General features: G+C 74.2%; 13 protein-coding genes. 12 read left to right on the top strand and 1 reads right to left on the bottom strand.

The annotated features are described in order from the left end of the window. Positions 1-106 precede the first annotated feature (106 nt). From AB0F68_RS30135 to AB0F68_RS30110, 6 genes are all read left to right on the top strand, one after another. Positions 107-1,282 carry a cysteine desulfurase family protein gene (locus AB0F68_RS30135; RefSeq protein WP_357344345.1) on the top strand — a complete coding sequence of 392 codons (1,176 nt, stop codon included), beginning with the start codon at positions 107-109 and terminating at the stop codon, positions 1,280-1,282. A gap of 37 nt (positions 1,283-1,319) precedes the next feature. Beyond that, positions 1,320-2,393: a tRNA 2-thiouridine(34) synthase MnmA gene (gene mnmA / locus AB0F68_RS30130; protein WP_357344343.1), complete on the top strand. Its 1,074-nt coding sequence runs from the start codon at positions 1,320-1,322 to the stop codon at positions 2,391-2,393. A gap of 52 nt (positions 2,394-2,445) precedes the next feature. Beyond that, positions 2,446-3,453: a methionine synthase gene (locus tag AB0F68_RS30125; RefSeq protein WP_357344341.1), complete on the top strand. Its 1,008-nt coding sequence runs from the start codon at positions 2,446-2,448 to the stop codon at positions 3,451-3,453. Between the two features lie 208 nt (positions 3,454-3,661). Beyond that, a complete protein-coding gene (locus AB0F68_RS30120) occupies positions 3,662-5,122 on the top strand; it encodes a transposase (protein ID WP_357344339.1) in 1,461 nt (486 codons plus the stop codon). A 5-nt stretch (positions 5,123-5,127) separates the two neighbouring features. Continuing rightward, positions 5,128-5,496: a VOC family protein gene (locus AB0F68_RS30115; RefSeq protein ID WP_357344337.1), complete on the top strand. Its 369-nt coding sequence runs from the start codon at positions 5,128-5,130 to the stop codon at positions 5,494-5,496. A 30-nt stretch (positions 5,497-5,526) separates the two neighbouring features. After that, positions 5,527-6,540, top strand: a complete 1,014-nt coding sequence (locus AB0F68_RS30110) for an ADP-ribosylglycohydrolase family protein (RefSeq protein ID WP_357344335.1) — start codon at positions 5,527-5,529, stop codon at positions 6,538-6,540. Positions 6,541-6,560: 20 nt separating this feature from the next. Here the strand turns inward: AB0F68_RS30110 and AB0F68_RS30105 are convergent, their stop codons facing one another. Next, a complete protein-coding gene (locus AB0F68_RS30105) occupies positions 6,561-7,193 on the bottom strand; it encodes a type II toxin-antitoxin system PemK/MazF family toxin (RefSeq protein ID WP_357344333.1) in 633 nt (210 codons plus the stop codon). Between the two features lie 275 nt (positions 7,194-7,468). Between AB0F68_RS30105 and ligA the strand changes: the two genes are divergently transcribed. The 6 genes from ligA to AB0F68_RS30075 all read left to right on the top strand — a co-directional run bounded on the left by ligA (position 7,469) and on the right by AB0F68_RS30075 (position 18,383). Then, entirely contained in the window at positions 7,469-9,604 is a 2,136-nt protein-coding gene (gene ligA, locus AB0F68_RS30100; RefSeq protein WP_357344331.1) for an NAD-dependent DNA ligase LigA, read from the top strand. Between the two features lie 150 nt (positions 9,605-9,754). Further along, positions 9,755-12,460, top strand: coding sequence for a bifunctional diguanylate cyclase/phosphodiesterase (locus AB0F68_RS30095; protein ID WP_357344329.1), 2,706 nt, complete (start codon positions 9,755-9,757; stop codon positions 12,458-12,460). 152 nt (positions 12,461-12,612) lie between these two features. Further along, the gene (gene gatC / locus AB0F68_RS30090) at positions 12,613-12,918 is read left to right on the top strand and encodes an Asp-tRNA(Asn)/Glu-tRNA(Gln) amidotransferase subunit GatC (protein ID WP_091268917.1); all 306 of its coding nucleotides are present in this window, start codon (positions 12,613-12,615) and stop codon (positions 12,916-12,918) included. Continuing rightward, positions 12,915-14,390 (top strand): Asp-tRNA(Asn)/Glu-tRNA(Gln) amidotransferase subunit GatA, encoded by a 1,476-nt coding sequence (gatA, locus tag AB0F68_RS30085; protein WP_357344327.1) that lies wholly within the window; start codon positions 12,915-12,917, stop codon positions 14,388-14,390. Before gatC ends, gatA begins: the two co-directional genes overlap by 4 nt. 13 nt (positions 14,391-14,403) lie before the next feature. Beyond that, complete coding sequence (gatB, locus tag AB0F68_RS30080) at positions 14,404-15,903, top strand: Asp-tRNA(Asn)/Glu-tRNA(Gln) amidotransferase subunit GatB (RefSeq protein ID WP_357344325.1); 1,500 nt, start codon at positions 14,404-14,406, stop codon at positions 15,901-15,903. A gap of 122 nt (positions 15,904-16,025) precedes the next feature. Then, positions 16,026-18,383, top strand: coding sequence for a pyruvate dehydrogenase (locus tag AB0F68_RS30075; protein WP_357344323.1), 2,358 nt, complete (start codon positions 16,026-16,028; stop codon positions 18,381-18,383). Positions 18,384-18,385: the final 2 nt, after the last annotated feature.

Raw genomic sequence — 18,385 nt, 5'->3', positions numbered from 1 at the left:
ACATCCTGGTCACCGGCGTGCCGGCCGGACCGCCCACCCCGTCCCCGTACGAACGGGGCGGTCCGGCATCCGGTGGGACACCGGTCGGCCGTTAGGCTGAACGGTGATGGCATACCTGGATCACGCGGCGACGACCCCGATGCTCGACGAGGCACTCGAGGCGTACGTCGCCACGGCCCGCGAGGTGGGCAACGCGTCCTCGCTGCACGCGGCGGGCCGGCGCGCCCGGCGGCGGGTGGAGGAGTCCCGTGAGCGGGTGGCCGCGGTGCTGGGCGCCCGCCCGTCCGAGGTGATCTTCACCGGCGGTGGCACGGAGAGCGACAACCTGGCCGTGAAGGGCATCTTCTGGGCCCGCCGCGCCGCCCGCGCCGAGCGGCTCCGGGTGGTCTCCAGCGCCGTCGAGCACCACGCCGTGCTGGACGCGGTGGACTGGCTGGCCGGGCACGAGGGCGCCGAGGTCGGCTGGCTGCCGGTCGACGCCGCCGGCCGGCTCGAGCCGGAGCGGCTCCGCGCCGAACTGGCCGCGCACGGCGACCGGGTCGCCCTGGTCACCGCGATGTGGGCCAACAACGAGGTGGGCACCGTGCAGCCGGTGGCCGAGCTGGCCGCGGTCGCCGCCGAGCACGGGGTGCCCTTCCACACCGACGCGATCCAGGCGGTCGGGCAGGTGCCGGTCGACTTCGCCGCCAGCGGCGTCGCCGCGCTCACCGTCACCGGCCACAAGCTCGGCGGCCCGACCGGGGTCGGCGCGCTGCTGCTGGCCCGCGACATCGCCGCCACCCCGCTGCTGCACGGCGGCGGCCAGGAGCGCGACGTCCGCTCCGGCACCCTCGACACCGCCGGCATCGTCGCCTTCGCGGTCGCCGTCGAGGCCGCCGTGAAGGGCCAGCAGGAGTACGCGGCCCGGGTCGCCGCGCTCCGCGACGACCTGGTCGAGCGGGTCCGGCAGGCGGTCCCCGAGGTGATCTTCAACGGCGACCCGACCGGCCGGCTCCCCGGCAACGCGCACTTCTCCTTCCCCGGGTGTGAGGGGGACGCCCTGCTGCTGCTCCTCGACGCCCAGGGCATCGCCTGCTCGACCGGCTCGGCCTGCTCCGCGGGCGTGGCCCAGCCCTCGCACGTGCTCCTGGCCATGGGCGCCGACGACGACCGGGCCCGCTCGTCGCTGCGCTTCACCCTCGGCCACACCAGCACCAAAGCGGAGGTCGACGCCCTGATCGCCGCGCTGCCCGGTGCCGTGGAGCGGGCCCGCCGCGCGGCCGCCCTCCGCACTCCCCGCTGACCCGGATACCCTCGGTGATGACGAGGGGAGTGAGCCGGTGAGGGTTCTGGCGGCGATGTCGGGCGGAGTGGACTCCGCCGTGGCGGCGGCGCGCGCGGTGGAGGCCGGGCACGACGTGACCGGCGTGCACCTGGCGCTCGCGCGCAACCCGCAGACCTACCGCACCGGCGCCCGGGGCTGCTGCACCCTGGAGGACTCCCGGGACGCCCGCCGCGCCGCCGACGTGCTCGGCATCCCGTTCTACGTCTGGGACATGGCCGACCGGTTCCACGCCGACGTGGTGGACGACTTCGTGGCGGAGTACGCGGCGGGCCGTACCCCGAACCCGTGCCTGCGCTGCAACGAGAAGATCAAGTTCGCTGCGGTGCTGGACCGGGCCGTGGCCCTGGGCTTCGACGCGGTGGTCACCGGCCACCACGCCCGGCTCGGCCCGGACGGCCTGCTGCGCCGCAGCGTCGACGCGGCCAAGGACCAGTCGTACGTCCTCGCGGTGCTCACCCGGGCGCAGCTCGACCGGTCGATCTTCCCGCTCGGCGACTCGACCAAGGCCGAGGTGCGCGCGGAGGCCGCCCGGCGCGGCCTCGCGGTGGCCGACAAGCCCGACTCGCACGACATCTGCTTCATCGCCGACGGCGACACCCGGGGCTTCCTGTCCCAGCGGCTCGGCGAGGCCCCCGGCGCGGTGGTGGACGCGCTCAGCGGCGCGGTGGTCGGCAGCCACACGGGCGCCTACCAGTACACCGTCGGGCAGCGGCGGGGCCTGCACCTGGACCGCCCCGCCGCGGACGGCCGCCCGCGCTACGTGCTCTCCATCACCCCCAAGACCAACACGGTCACCGTCGGCCCGGCCGAGGCGCTGGAGGTCTCCCAGGTCCGGGCCACCCGCCCGGTCTGGACCGGCGGTGCCCGCCCCGCCGGACCGATCGAGTGCGAGGTGCAGCTCCGGGCGCACGGCGACGTGGTGCCGGCGACCGTGTCGCTGGACGCCGAGGAACTGCACGCCGACCTGCGCCGCCCGGTCCGCGGCGTGGCCGCCGGCCAGGCGATCGTCGCGTACCGCCCCGACCCGGCCGGCGACGTCGTCCTCGGCTCCGCCACCATCACCGGCTGAGCCCACCCGGACCCCTCCGTGCGGCGCGCGGGGTGGTGGATAGGCTGCGGCAGTGACTGAGACGACCTGGCCGTGGGGAGTGGGCGCGGCGACGGGGATCGGGTCGTTGCCCGGCACCGACGTGGCCGAGGCGCAGCGCATCGTGCTCGGTGAGCTGCCCGCCCTGCCGCACCTGCCCGAACTGCCCGCCCGGGGCCCCGGCGCGGACCTGATCGGCCGCACCGGCGGCCTCCTCGTCGAGCTGCCGGTCGAGCTGTACGCGGCCCGCTGGCGGATCGCCCCGCGCCCCGGCAAGGACCTGCGCCGAGCCCGCGACCTGATGGAACGCGACCTCGACCAGCTCGCCGAGCAGGCCGAGGACTACGCCGGCCCCGTCAAGGTCCAGGCCGCCGGCCCGTTCACCCTGGCCGCCTCGCTGGAGCTGCCGATCGGCGGCCGGCTGCTGCGCGACCCCGGCGCGGTCCGGGACCTCGCCGGCTCGCTCGCCGAGGGGCTGCGCGGGCACGTCGCGGCGGTGGCCCGGCGGCTGCCGCACGCCACGGTGCTGCTTCAGCTCGACGAGCCGTCGCTGCCCACGGTGCTGGCCGGCCGGGTGCCCACCGAGAGCGGCTTCGGCACCCACCGCCCGGTCGAGTCCGAGGTGGCCCGGGCCCTGCTGCGAGGCGTGATCGAGGCGGCCGGCGTACCCACCGTGGTGCACTGCTGCGCGCCCGACGTGCCGCTGGAGCTGATCCGCACCGCCGGGGCCGTCGGCGTCGCCCTCGACCTGGAACTGATCACCGACCTGGACCCGCTCGGCGAGGTCCTCGACGCCGGGCTCGGGCTGCTGGCCGGCGCCGCACCCGCGCTGCCGCCGCCGGGCGGTCGCGCGCCGACCTCGGCCCAGGTCGCCGACCGGGTACGCCGGCTCTGGGACCAGCTCGGCTTCCCCCGCCGCCAGCTCGCCGAGCAGGTGGTGGTCACCCCCGCCTGCGGCCTGGCCGGGGCCACCCCGGCGTACGTGCGGGCGGTCCTCGCCGCGTGCCGGGACGCCGGCCGCCGGCTCGCCGAGGAGGACTAAGCGGTTGTCGAATCCCTCTTTATTGTGAGCGGCGTCGCTATGCTTTCGGATGGATGTCCGGCCCTTTCTGCCGCAGCCTTCCTCGGCGGGTAGAAGCGGGCTGCGGCCACAAATCATCGTTCCGCAAGCAGGAGCCACGCCAGCCGTGCCGAGTGTGACGCCACGCGAAGGAGCTCCAGGTGGTGCATCTGAGCGTCAAGGTCGACCGGTGAAGGTAACCCGGATCGCGTACTCGACCCGCCTCAATCGAAGCAAGTACGCCGCCCTGCATGAGCAGGCTCGCCGGCTGGGTCAGGTTCGCAGCGAGGTGTGGCAGCGTTACGGGTCAATCTCTGGGGTCGGATCCGGGTTGAAGGATCGGTCGGTGCGGGATCGGTGGTTGGCTGATGACACACATGCGCGGTTCGGTGTGTTGGCCAACGCGTGGAAGGAAACCCTCCGCGACGCCATGACCGACATCGCGGCGAACCTGGAAGCGGCTAAGGTCGAGGTTCGTCGAGCGGCCATCCGGCGTGGTAGCGACCCGGCCGAGCGGATGCAGATGCTGAACTCCCTCAAGGCCGACCGGTGGGCTGGCGACCCTTTCCTGGCCCGGCAGATGCGGAAGCACTGGAGGCGTGGCAGGAATCGCACGCATGATCAGATCGTGGTACGCGCTGATCAACACAACACCGTCGTTGACCGGCGCGGCCAGTTGTGGCTGGCGGTTCCCGGTCTGGAACGTCGCCGCATGGTCAGAATTCCGTTGTCCACGACGGTTGCCCCGACCGGCACGCTGCGGCTGATCCTGCGTCGTGGTCGCGTCGAGGTGCACTACCAGATAGACGCGTCGCAGATGCGGTCGTCGTCACAGCGGCCGTGCGGTGACCGGACCATCGGCGTCGACAAGGGCTACACCGAAGCCCTAACGGACTCCGAAGGCGCGCGCCACGGCCGCCGACTCGGCGAGCTGCTGTCCGGCGAGTCGGACTGGTTGAAGGAGCGTAACCGGCGGCGGGCGAAGCTGCGTTCGATAGCGAACACCGCCGCCCTGCGTGGGAACCATGCAAAAGCGCATCGAATCAGGTCCCACAACCTCGGGACCGTCAAGCGAGACCGGCAGGCAATCCGTCACCGCGCGCAGGTACGCACGGAGATCTTTAAGGCCGTGCATCGGGTCGTCGACAAGGCCGGCGTCGTCGTTGCCGAAGACCTGACCAAGCGCTTCGCCGGGCGCAAGACGCTCGGCAAGAACGTGAATCGGCGCCTCGCCGGGTGGACCAAAGGAGTCACCGCGGAGGCGCTAGCAAACGTGTCGGAGCGCAGAGGTTCTGCGCTCGTTCACGTCAATGCCGCCTACACCTCACAAGCCTGTCACCGCTGCGGCCGCCTCGGCCGACGCAGCGGGGACCGGCTTCACTGCACCTCGTGCGGGGTGGTGTGGCAGGCCGACGTGAACGCCGCGATCAACATCCTGCAGCGAGCCGGCGACCCCGACATCGCCCTGCACACCCCACATGACAAGGTGAGGCAGACCCTGCAGGAGAGGACCGATCGCCACCGGACCAGACTGCCGGTCCAGGACTCCAGCCCGGCCACCGTCGAGCGGAGAGCGAACCGTCCGAACGGCATGATGAGCAATCAGTTCGGAAGCAGTGAGGTTTCCTGTCGTACCCCGGGGGCAGGATGACCGGCATGATTGGACAGCTGCGTTCCGTGGTGATCGACTGCCCCGATCCGCGCGCGCTGGCCGGCTTCTACGCGGAGCTGCTCGGCCTCCCGCTCATCGAGGACAACTCCGAAGGTGACGACTGGGTGGTGCTCGGCGGCCGGCCGGGCCACCAGCCGCGCCTCGCCTTCCAGAAGGCGCTCAACCTGCGTGCCCCCGAGTGGCCCGACCCGGAGCGGCCGCAGCAGTTCCACATCGACGTGACGGTCGACGACATCGAGGCCGCGGAGAAGGCGGCGCTGGCCCTCGGCGCCCGCCGGCTGCCCGGCGAGGGGGAGGGCTGGCGGGTCTACGCCGATCCGGCCGGGCACCCGTTCTGCCTCTGCTGGGACTGACCGCGCGGGCCGGGCTTGCGCGGGCGGGGCATGATCGTCACCGTGATCGACTCCGCCCCGCGCCGCGCCTCCGGCTCGTTCTTCGGTCTCGCCTACGGCGACGCCCTGGGCAAGCCCACCGAGTTCCTCACCGTCGACGAGATCGTCCGCCGCTACGGTCCGGCCGGCCCCCGGGAGCTGACCGGCGACCCGGCGCTGGTCACCGACGACACCCAGATGGCGCTCGCGGTGGCCTGCGCCCTGCGCGACGCGCCGGCCTACACGGCGGAGGCGATGGAGCCGTTGCTGCGGCGGCGGTTCCTCGACTGGGCGGTCAGCCCGGACAACAACCGCGCGCCCGGGGTGACCTGCCTGCGGGCCTGCGCCGAGCTGGGCCGGGGGCTCCGCTGGCAGGACGCCACGGTCGCCGGCTCGAAGGGCTGCGGGGCCAACATGCGGGTCACCCCGGTCGGGCTGCTCGACGTCGACCTCGACACCCTGGCCGGGCTGGCCCAGCTGCAGGCCGGCCTGACCCACGGCCACCCGACCGGCCTGGCGGCCAGCGAACTGACCGCGTACGCGGTCCGGCTGCTGCGCGACGGCGCCGCGCTGCCCGAGCTGCCCGGGCTGCTCACCGACCGGGCCCGGGCGCAGCGCACGGTCTACCGGGCCGACTGGCTGGGCGACCTGTGGCAGCGCTCGAGCGAGCGGACGCCGGCGGAGTTCATCGCCCGGGGCTGGGACGAGTGCCTGCGCGTGCTCGGGCGGCTCGACGCGGCGCTGGCCCGCCCCGACGACGGCGGCGACCCGTGCCGGCACACCGGCGAGGGCTGGATCGCCGAGGAGGCGCTGGCCACCGCGCTGCTCTGCGCGCTGCGGCACGCCGACGACCCGGTCGGCGCGCTGGCCCGGGGCGCCACCACGGCCGGCGACTCGGACTCGATCGCCGCCCTGGCCGGCGCCTTCGTCGGCGCCGCCCACGGCATGTCGGCGTGGCCCGCCGACTGGTCCACCCGCATCGAATACGCCGACCACCTGCGCGCCCTCAGCACCGCCCTCGACTGACCCGACCGGTCGGGCGCTGGTCAGCCCGTGAGGTGGGGGAGGCGGCGGATGCCACGCCAGAGGTCGGGGGCGCAGGTGCCGGCCCGGTCCTCGAAGGCGGTGAGGGGCACCGGGATGGGTTCGCTGACGTCCAGGAAGCTGTCGTGGTCGGCGTCCGGGTCCCAGCTCCGGGTCGGGATCGGCAGGTGGTCGTCCCGGTCCGACTTGTCCTGGCTGGTGATCTTCAGGACGTCGGCGTCCCGGCCGTCGACCCGCAGCACCAGGCACGGGCGCACCTTCGAGCCGGTCCCGTCGGCGTAGGGCACGTCGGCCCACCAGATCTCCCCGGGGCGCGGCGCGGTCGCCGGACCCCGCCCGGCGTCCCGCGGCCGCGGCGCCGCGCCGGTACGCCCTCGCACCGGCTCCCCGTCGGGTCGGCCGCCGTCCGGTCTGCCGGCGGGACGCGTGCCGCCGCGTCCGGGGCGTGCGCCGCTGCGCACGTCCGTTTCCGAGCGGGAACCACGCCCGGAGCGGTCCCCCGCGCCCGACCGGCGTCCCGCGCGCCGACCCGCCTCCGCGGACCGGTTCGCGGCCCGGCGTCGCCACTCGCCCCACAGCCAGCCGGCCGCCACGCAGACCACGATCACCGCCGCCCAGAGCAGCCCGTTACGCATCCGTACCCCCGCCTCTCACCCGTGCCGCCCCACCACCGCCCGGCGATCGTCGCACGTCAACCACCCCACCACCCGGCACCAACCACCCGACCCGGGCCCCGGACCCCTCCCGTCGATCATGAAGTTGGCGGGGTGGAATGTCGGCTGCCGCGCCGTCAACCTCATGATCGACGGCGAACGAGTCGGTGGGGTGGGGGCGGTTGTCGGCCCCGCCCGCTACCGTGCGGGGGTAGCACGATCACGGGAGGTCGACAGCGGTGTCCGAAGGCGGCAGGGTGTCCGAAGAAGCGATTCCCCAGGCGGTCAGCCCCGCGCAGGAGGCGGCGGCGGGCGCCGAGCCGACCCCCGAGGCGCGGGAGCGGCACGCCACGCTGAGCCAGGAGCTCACCGAGCACCAGTACCGCTACTACGTGCTGGACGCGCCGATCGTCTCCGACGCCGAGTTCGACAAGCAGCTGCGTGAGCTGGAGGCGCTGGAGGCGGAATACCCGGCGCTGCGCACCCCCGACTCGCCGACCCAGCGCGTCGGCGGCAGCTTCTCCACCGACTTCACCCCGGTCACCCACGCCGAGCGGATGCTCTCGCTCGACAACGCCTTCGCCGACGAGGAGCTGGCCGCCTGGGCCGAGCGGGTCGAGCGCGACGCCGGCGGCCCGGTGCCCTACCTCTGCGAGCTCAAGGTCGACGGCCTGGCGATCAACCTGACCTACGAGAAGGGGCGGCTGGTCCGGGCCGCCACCCGGGGCGACGGGCGCACCGGTGAGGACGTCACCGCCAACGTCCGCAGCATCCGGGACGTGCCGGCCCGGCTGACCCCCTCCGACGACTTCCCCGACGTGCCCGAGTTCCTCGAGGTGCGCGGCGAGATCTACTTCCCGGTGGCCGGCTTCGCCGACCTCAACGCCGGCCTGGTCGAGCAGGGCAAGGCGCCGTTCGCCAACCCGCGCAACGCGGCCGCCGGCAGCCTGCGCCAGAAGGACCCGCGGATCACCGCCTCCCGGCCGTTGCGCCTGGTGGTGCACGGCATCGGCGCCCGTCGGGGCTTCCAGCCGGCCGCGCAGTCCGAGTCCTACGCGGCGCTCCGGGCGTGGGGGCTGCCGACCAGCGACCGCTGGCGGGTGGTGCCCGACCTGGCCGGGGTGGCCGAATACATCGCCTACTACGCCGAGCACCGGCACGACGTCGAGCACGAGATCGACGGCGTGGTGGTCAAGGTCGACCCGGTCTCCATCCAGGGCCGGCTCGGCTCGACCAGCCGCGCGCCGCGCTGGGCCATCGCTTTCAAGTACCCGCCGGAGGAGGTGACCACCAAGCTGCTCGACATCGACGTCAACGTCGGGCGCACCGGCCGGGTCACCCCGTTCGCCGTCCTCGAACCGGTCCGGGTGGCCGGCTCCACGGTCGCCCTGGCCACCCTGCACAACGCCCGCGAGGTCGAGCGCAAGGGCGTGCTCATCGGCGACACGGTGGTGCTGCGCAAGGCTGGCGACGTCATCCCCGAGGTGCTCGGCCCGGTGGTCGACCTGCGCCCGGCCGACGCCCGCCCGTTCGTCATGCCCACCACCTGTCCGGCCTGCGGCACCCCGCTGGCGCCGGCGAAGGAGGGCGACGTCGACATCCGCTGCCCCAACTCGCGCAGCTGCCCGGCGCAGCTGCGGGAGCGGGTCTTCCACCTGGCCGGCCGGGGAGCCTTCGACATCGAGGTGCTCGGCTACAAGGGCGCCGCCGCGCTGCTCGACGCCGGGATCATCCACGACGAGGGTGACCTGTTCGCCCTCGACGCCGAGCAGCTCTCCCGCGCGCCGTTCTTCGTCAACAAGGACGGCACCCTGGGCAGCAACGCGACCAAGCTGCTCGACAACCTGGCCGTGGCCCGGGAGCGGGAGCTGTGGCGGGTGCTGGTCGCGCTCTCCATCCGGCACGTCGGCCCGACCGCGGCCCAGGCCCTCGCCCGGCACTTCCGCTCGGTCGAGGCGATCGACGCGGCGAGCGAGGAGGAGCTGTCCTCGGTGGACGGCGTCGGCCCGACCATCGCGGCCAGCATCAAGGAGTGGTTCGCCGTCGACTGGCACCGCGAGGTGGTGCGCAAGTGGGCCGACTCCGGCGTGCGGATGGCCGAGGAGGCCGGCGAGGAGGGGCCGCGCCCGCTCGAAGGGGTGACCGTGGTGGTCACCGGCACCCTGGCCGGGTTCAGCCGCGACCAGGCGTCCGAGGCGATCCAGAGCCGCGGCGGCAAGGTCACCGGCTCGGTCTCCAAGAAGACCGGCTTCGTGGTGGTCGGCGACAACCCCGGCTCCAAGGCCGACAAGGCGGCCAGCCTCAAGGTGCCCGTCCTCGACGAGGACGGCTTCCGGGTGCTGCTGGAGTCCGGCCCGGACGCGGCCCGGGAGGTGGCCCGCATCGAGGGCTGACCCCCGCGCGGCGCGGCCTGCCGCGTATTCCAACTTAATTACGACTACGACCGATTCGTGACTGTCGTGTCGGGGAATTCGGCACCGAGGGCGTTTCATTGGCGTACGGCGTGTGACGGCGCATGCCAGGGGCCGATCCCGGGAGGTGCGATGGAGACCGGCGACCCGCGAAACTCCGTCCCGCCCGGGCGGACCGGGCCGTTCTTCGGCTTCGTCAGTGTGGTCGGCGTCCTGGCCCTGCTCGTCTCGGCCGGGCCGCTGGCCGCGCTCCCCGACGAGCTGCCCCACCTGCCGGCCGCCTTCTGGACCATGGCGGCGCTCGCCGTGGCCTGCGACGCCCGCCCGTTCGTGCCGCCCGGTCGACGCCAGACCTCGGCGGTCTTCCCGTCGACCTGCTTCACCTTCGCCATCCTGCTCGGCTGGGGGCTCGGCCCGGCCGTCGCGGTGCAGGCCGTGGCGGTGGCCGTCTCCGGCTGGCGGCTCGGCTACGCCGGCTGGCGCACCGCCTTCAACGGCGCCCAGTACGCCTGCGCGCTGGCGGCCGCGTACGCGGTCACCCGGCTCGGCTCGGGCGAGCTCTTCGACGGCGGCCGGCTGCACTGGACCGACGTGGCGGCGGTGGGCGGGGCCACGGCGGCCTGGTTCGTGGTCAACTACGGCCTGGTCAGCTCCGCGATCCGGCTGCGGTTCGGCGACCGCTGGTGGCCCAGCGTCCGGCTGGGCCTGGCCTACGAGCTGCTCTCCACCGGCTCGCTGCTGCTGCTCGCCCCGGTGCTGGTGGCCGCGGCCCGGGCCAGCGCCGCGCTGATCCCGCTGGTGCTGGTGCCGCTCTTCGCGGTCTACCGGATGGCCCGGCTCTCCGCCGAACGGGAGCAGCTCGCCGACCTCGACCCGCTGACCGGGCTGCCCAACCGCAAGGCCCTGCTCACCGAGGTGGCCGAGCAGGTGCACCTGCACGCCGAGCGGGCCGCCCGGGGCGAGCCGGACGCCCACCTGGCCCTGCTGCTGCTCGACCTCGACCGGTTCAAGCACGTCAACGACGCGCTCGGGCACGCGGTGGGTGACCGGCTGCTCGTCGAGGTGAGCGCCCGGCTGATCCAGGTGGTCGGCGAGGAGGACCTGGTGGCGCGGCTCGGCGGCGACGAGTTCGCCATCGTCGTACCCGGGCTCACCGGCACCGACCAGGCCCGCGAGCGGGCCGACCGGGTGGTGGCCGCGCTCGCCGAGCCGGTGCCGCTGGACGGGCTGCCGCTGGACGTGGGCGGCTCGATCGGCGTCGCCCTCTTCCCCGAGCACGGCGAGGACTTCGCCACCCTGATGCGCCACGCCGACGTGGCCATGTACGACGCGAAGCACCGCAACGACACCGTCGCCGTCTACGCGCCGGAGTCCGACCACAACTCCGCCGAGCGGCTGAGCCTCCTCGCCGACCTGCGCCGCGTGCTGGAGGCCGGGCCGCCCGCCCCGGCCGGGGAGCCGACCGGCGTACGCGGTGGCGACGGCGCGGCCCTCGCCCCGGCGCCCGGCCTGCCCGCCCCGGCGGCGCGGCCGGCCCGGGCCGACGGTCTGCCCCGCAACGGCGGTCGGGCGCGACCCGGCGACGGGTCCTCCGACATCCCCGGCTCCGGGCGGCTGCGGCCGCGCCGCGACCTGGAGCCGCCGGGGCGGTGGCGGCTGCGGCGGCGCGAGCGGGTCGAGGTGCGGCACGACGACGAGCTGATCAACCGGATCGTCACCGGCGCCGACCCGATCCGCCGCCGGGCGGCCCGCCCGGCCCCGGCGGAGGTCCCGGCGCCCGGGGACGGCGACCGGCTCACCCCGGCCCACGGCGGCCAGCCCGAGGTGGGGCCCGACGGCCGGCCGGAGGCGGTGCTCGGCGGCCAGCCCGACACCGTGACCGTCGGCCAGCCGGAGGGCGACGACGCGGCTCGTCAGCGAGCGGGCGGACCGGGCGGCCCGAGCGGACCGTCCGGCTCCGGGTCGGAGGCCGGCGCGGCACCGGTCCCGAGCCGGACGACGGAGCCGCGCGGCCCGGCCCGGGCCCGGCCGGCCGATCACCCCGGCGGGGCGGACGACCCGGGCGAGATCACCATGTACTACCAGCCGCAGATCGCCATCGCGACCGGCGAGGTGGTCGGGGTCGAGGCGCTGCTGCGCTGGCGGCACCCGCGCCGCGGCATGGTCGACCCCGGGGAGCTGATCCAGGTCGCCGAGCAGAGCGCGGTGATGCGGCTGCTCACCCGCCGGGTGGTGGACGACGTGGTGGAGCAGGTGGCCAAGTGGTCGGCGGCCGGCGTCACGCTGCGCGCCGCGCTCAACGTCAGCGTCCGCGACCTGCACACCGGCGAGATCGCCGAGCAGATCGCCGACCGGCTGGCCCGCTACGGCGTCCCGCCGGACCGGCTCCAGGTGGAGATCACCGAGGGCGCGCTGATGGCCGACCCGCGGCGAGTGCTGGCCAGCATCACCCAGCTGCACCGGATCGGGGTCGGCATCGCGCTGGACGACTTCGGCACCGGCTACTCGTCGTTGCAGCACCTGCGCCGGTTGCCGCTGTCCGAGGTGAAGGTGGACCGGTCGTTCGTGCTGGGGATGGCCGACGACCCCGACGACGCGGCGATCGTCCGGTCGATGATCGAGCTGGCCGGGGCCCTCGGGCTGCGAGTGGTGGCCGAGGGCGTCGAGGACGAGCGCACCTGGCGGCTGCTGCACGCGGCCGGCTGCGACGTGGCGCAGGGCTGGTTCCACGCCCGCCCCATGCCGGCCGAGGAGCTGGTGACCTGGCTGTCCCGGTACCGTCCGGTCCACCCGGCCGTGGCGGCGGAGGGTGACGGGCCGCGCCGACCGGCCCGTTGACCGGCGTCCCGGCGGCCGGGCACCGGGAGTCGGAGGCGTCGGCTCCACCGGAGGGCAATAGACTCGCTCCGGTCACCGCGTGTCATCGTCCCCGGCGAGCGCGCGGCCGGCACACCGCAGACGCAGCAGGACAGCCACGAAGGGGGCACCCGATGGCCGCCATCTCCCGCGAGGAGGTCGCGCATCTCGCGCGACTGTCGCGGCTCGCCGTCACCGAGGAGGAGTTGGACACCTTCGCCGGCCAGCTGGACGTGATCCTCCAGTCGGTCGCCCAGGTCGGCGAGGTCGCCGCGGCGGACATCCCGCCGACGTCCCACTCGGTGCCGCTGACCAACGTCCTCCGCGAGGACGTGGTGACGCCGTGCCTGACCCCGCAGGAGGCGCTGTCGGGTGCGCCCGACGCCGAGGAGCAGCGGTTCCGCGTCCCGCGGATCCTGGACGAGGATGTGGCTTCATGACTGACCTGACCAGGCTCACCGCCGCCGAGATCGCCGGCCTGGTGGCGACCGGCGGGACCTCCGCCGTGGAGGTCACGCAGGCCCACCTGGACCGGATCACCGCCGTCGACGAGCGGGTCCACGCCTTCCTGCACGTCGACACCGAGGGCGCGCTGGCCGCCGCCCGCCGGGTGGACGAGCGCCGCGCCGCCGGCGAGGAGCTGGGCCCGCTGGCCGGCGTGCCGGTCGCCGTGAAGGACGTGCTGACCACCAAGGGCGTGCCGACCACCGTCGGCTCGAAGATCCTGGAGGGCTGGCGCCCGCCGTACGACTCGACGGTCGTGCAGCGGCTGCGCGACGCCGGCACGGTGATGCTCGGCAAGACCAACATGGACGAGTTCGCCATGGGCTCCTCCACGGAATACTCGGCGTACGGCCCGACCCGCAACCCGTGGGACCTGGACCGCATCCCGGGCGGCTCGGGCGGCGGCAGCGCGGCGGCGCTCGCCGCGTACGAGGCGCCGCTGTCGATCGGCTCGGACACCGGCGGCTCGATCCGCCAGCCGGGCGCGGTCACCGGCACCGTCGGGGCGAAGCCCACCTACGGCGGCACCTCCCGCTACGGCCTGGTGGCGTTCTCCTCCTCGCTGGACACCCCCGGCCCGTGCGCGCGCACGGTGCTCGACGCCGCGCTGCTGCACCAGGTGATCGCCGGCCACGACCCGAACGACTCCACGTCCATCCCGGCCCCGGTGCCGGACGTGGTGGGCGCGGCGAAGCTCGGCGCCACCGGCGACCTCACCGGGGTGAAGCTCGGCGTGGTCACCGAGTTCACCGGCGAGGGCGCCGAGCCGGGCGTGATGGCCGCGTTCCGCGAGTCGGTGGAGGCCCTCGCGAAGCTGGGCGCCGAGATCGTCGAGATCTCCTGCCCGCACTTCAAGTACGCCCTGCCGGCCTACTACCTGATCGCGCCGAGCGAGTGCTCCTCCAACCTGGCCCGGTTCGACGGCGTCCGGTTCGGCCTGCGGGTCGGCGACGACGGCAACCGGTCGCTGGAGGAGGTCATGTCGCTGACCCGGGAGGCCGGCTTCGGCCCCGAGGTGAAGCGGCGCATCATGCTCGGCACCTACGCGCTCTCCTCGGGCTACTACGACGCCTACTACGGGCAGGCGCAGAAGGTCCGCACCCTGATCACCCGGGACTTCACCGCCGCCTTCGAGCGGGTGGACGCGCTCATCTCGCCGACCACCCCGTTCGTGGCCTTCCCGATCGGGGCGCGCACCGCCGACCCCTACCAGATGTACCTGGCCGACCTGTTCACCATCCCGACCAACCTCTACGGCGGGCCGGGCATCTCGGTCCCGTGCGGCCTCTCCGAGGGGCTGCCGGTCGGTTTCCAGATCATGGCCCCGACCATGGCCGACGACCGGATGTACCGGGTCGCCGCCGCGTTGGAGTCCACGGTCGGCACGTTCACCCCACCGGCACTGTGAGGCAGGAGCACCGATGACGACGACACTGCCCGCGTACGACGAGGTCGTGGCGCGCTACGAACCGGTGATCGGCCTGGAGACCCACGTCGAGCTGGGCACGAACACCAAGATGTGGTGCGGCTGCCCGACCGACTTCGGCGGCGAGCCGAACACCCGGGTCTGCCCGGTCTGCCTGGGCCTGCCCGGCTCGCTGCCGGTGGCCAACAAGGCGGCCATCGAGGCGACCATCCGGATCGGTCTCGCGCTGAACTGCTCCATCGCCGAGTGGTGCCGGTTCGCCCGGAAGAACTACTTCTACCCGGACATGCCGAAGAACTTCCAGATCAGCCAGTACGACGAGCCGCTCTGCGTCGACGGCTACCTGGACGTCGAGGTCAACGGCGAGATCGTGCGGATCGGCATCGAGCGGGTGCACCTGGAGGAGGACACCGGCAAGACGCTGCACGTCGGCGGCGCCACCGGTCGGATCCACGGCGCCACCGAGTCGCTGGTCGACTACAACCGGGCCGGCATCCCCCTCGTGGAGATCGTCACCAGGCCGGTCCCCGGCACCGGCGCGCTCGCTCCCGAGGTGGCCCGGGCGTACGTCACCGAACTGCGCGACGTGATCCGCTCGCTGGGCGTCTCCGACGTCCGGATGGAGGAGGGCTCGCTGCGCTGCGACGTCAACACCTCGCTGAACAAGCCGGGCGAGGAGTGGGGCACCCGCACCGAGACCAAGAACGTCAACTCGCTGCGCTCGGTCGAGCGGGCGGTCCGCTCGGAGATGCTGCGGCAGGCGTCGGTGCTCGACGCCGGCGGCACCATCACCCAGGAGACCCGGCACTTCCACGAGGACACCGGGGACACCACCCCCGGCCGGTCCAAGGAGACCGCCACCGACTACCGGTACTTCCCGGAGCCGGACCTGGTCCCGCTCGCGCCGGACCCCGCCTGGGTGGCCGAGCTGAAGGCCGCCCTGCCGGAGCTGCCGCGGCTGCGCCGCAAGCGCATCCAGCAGGACTGGGGCCTGTCCGACCTGGACATGCAGTCGGTGGTCAACGCCGGCGCGGTGGAACTGATCGAGCGGACCGTTGCCGCCGGCGCCACCCCGGCCGCCGCCCGCAAGTGGTGGCTGGGCGAGCTGTCCCGGCGGGCCAACGAGACCGGCGTGGAGCTCTCCGACGTCGGGGCCACCCCGGAGCAGGTCGCCGAGCTGCAGGGCCTGGTGGACGCCGGCCGGCTCAACGACAAGCTGGCCCGCATCGTGCTGGAGGGCGTGGTGGGCGGCGAGGGCTCGCCGACCGAGATCATGACCAACCGCAACCTGGAGGTCGTCTCCGACACCGGCGCGCTCACCGCCGCCGTGGACGAGGCGATCGCCGCCAACGCGGACGTCGCCGACAAGATCCGCAGCGGCAAGGTCGCGGCGGCCGGCGCGCTGGTCGGCGCGGTCATGAAGACCACCCGCGGCCAGGCGGACGCCAAGACCGTCCGCGAACTGATCCTGGCGCGCCTCGGCGTCCAGGGCTGAGTCCCGTCCCGGGGGCCGCCGTCGTGACCCGGCGGCGGCCCCCGGTCTCTTCCGAGTACGCGGCTACCCCGCACCCCCCCCCCGCGCGTGGGCGTCAACGGCGACGCCCGGATGGAGTCACCGTGAACCAGCACGACCTCGACGTCCTCGACGAGATCCAGCGGCGGGTGCTCTGGCTCGCCACCCGCATCGTGGACGCGGCCAACCACGACCGGGACACCGGCGACGGCGTGAAGGTCGGCGGCCACCAGGCGTCCAGCGCCTCGCTGGTCACCGCGATGACCGCGCTCTGGTTCGCCCACCTGGACGCCGAGGACCGGGTCGCGGTCAAGCCGCACGCCTCGCCGGTCTTCCACGCCGTCCAGTACCTGCTCGGCAACCTGGACCGGTCCTACCTGCCGAAGCTGCGGGCGCGCGGCGGGTTGCAGTCGTACCCGTCCCGGACCAAGGACCCGGACGGGGTGGACTTCTCCACCGGCTCGGTGGGCCTGGGCGCCGCCGCGCCGCTGTTCGCCGCGGTCACCCGCCGCTACGTCGACGCGCACTTCGGCGAGCGGCCGCACTCCCGGTTCATCGCCCTCATCGGCGACGCCGAACTGGACGAGGGAAACATCTGGGAGGCCGTCGCCGACCCGGCCACCACCGGGCTGGGCAACGTCATGTGGCTGGTCGACTTCAACCGCCAGTCGCTGGACCGGGTCGTCCCCGGGGTGCGGATCAACCAGTGGCGGGGGCAGTTCGAGGCCGCCGGCTGGCACGTGGTCGAGGTCAAGTACGGCCGCAGGCTCGCCGAGGCGTACGAGCGGCCGGGCGGGGCGGCGCTGCGCGACTGGATCGACCTGATGCCGAACGAGCAGTACCAGTCGCTGTTCGGGCTGGCCGGGCCGGCGCTGCGCAAGCAGTTCCTGGACGGCGCCCCGGCCGAGGTGGCCGCCTTCGTGGCCGACATCCCCGACGACGAGCTGGGCCCGCTCGTCACCGACCTGGGCGGGCACGACCTGCAGGCGATGCTCGACGCGTACGCCCAGTGCGACGCGGTCACCGACCGGCCCAGCGTGGTCTTCGCCTACACCGTCAAGGGGTGGGGGCTGCCGATCGCCGGCAACCCGCGCAACCACTCGGCGCTGCTCACCACCGAGCAGGTCGACGCGCTGCGCGCCGCGCACGGCCTGACCCGCGACACCGAGTGGGACCGCCTCGACCCGGCCTCCCCGGCCGGCATCCGGGCCGGCGAGCGCCGGGAGGCGCTGTCCCGCGCGCCGCGCGAGCGGGCGCTGGGGGTCACCGTCCCGGAGACCACCAAGGTACGGGTGAACAAGCCCGTCTCCACCCAGGAGGTCTTCGGCCGGGTGCTGGTCGACCTGGCCCGCGACCCGAACATCGCGCCCTACCTGGTCACCACCGCGCCGGACGTGGCCACCTCCACCAACCTGGCCGGGTTCATCAACAAGACCGGCGTGTTCGCCCCGACCGAGCAGCGCTCCTGGACCGAGGACCGGATGCTGCGCTGGACGGAGACCCCCGCCGGGCAGCACATCGAGCTGGGCATCTCCGAGATGAACCTGTTCCTGCTGCTCGGCCAGCTCGGCCTGTCGTGGGACCTGTCCGGGCAGCCGCTGCTGCCCGTCGGCACGGTCTACGACCCGTTCGTGCTGCGCGGCCTGGACGCCTTCCTCTACGGCACCTACTCGGGCTCCCGGTTCGTGGTCGCCGGCACCCCGTCCGGCATCACCCTCGCCCCCGAGGGTGGCGCCCACCAGTCGACGATCACCGCCTCGGTCGGCCTGGAGCTGCCCGGGGTCACCTTCTGCGAACCCGCGTACGCCGGCAGCCTCGACTGGCTGCTCTGCGACGCGCTCGGCCAGATCGCCGGGGGAGCGGCGCCGGCCGCCACCGCCGCGCCGGCCGAGGACGGGGCGTACTACTTCCGGCTCAGCACGCGGCCGATCGACCAGGCGCCGTTCGAGGCGGCCCGGGCCCGGATCGGCGACGCGGTGCTGCGCCGGCAGGTGGTGGCCGGGGCGTACCGGCTGGTCGACGCGCACGAGGCGTACCCCCATCTCGCGGACGCCCCGGTCGTGCAGCTCGCCGCCTCCGGCGCGGTGCTGCCGGAGGTCCTCGCGGCCGCCGCCGAGCTGGCCGAGGAGGGCGTCGCGGCGCACGTGGTCGATGTGACGAGCCTGGACCGGCTCTACCGGGCCTGGCAGCGGACCCTGCGCCAGGGTGTGCGGACGGCGACCGTGCCGAGCGTGCCCGGGGCGCTGCGGTCGGCCTTCGCCGACCGGGTGCCGGTGGTCACCGTGCACGACGCCGCCTCGCACGCGATGGCCTGGCTCGGCTCGGCGCTCGGCGCCCCGGCCGTGCCGCTCGGGGTGGACGAGTTCGGCCAGTCCGGCAGCGTCGGGGAGCTGTACGAGCTGCACGACCTGCTGCCCGGCAGCATCGTCAACGCCGCGCTGGCCGCGCTCTCGCTGCGCTGAGC

The sequence above is a fragment of the Micromonospora sp. NPDC023966 genome, from assembly GCF_040639095.1.
Lineage (GTDB): Bacteria > Actinomycetota > Actinomycetes > Mycobacteriales > Micromonosporaceae > Micromonospora.
This window is presented reverse-complemented; position numbering and strand designations above follow the sequence as displayed.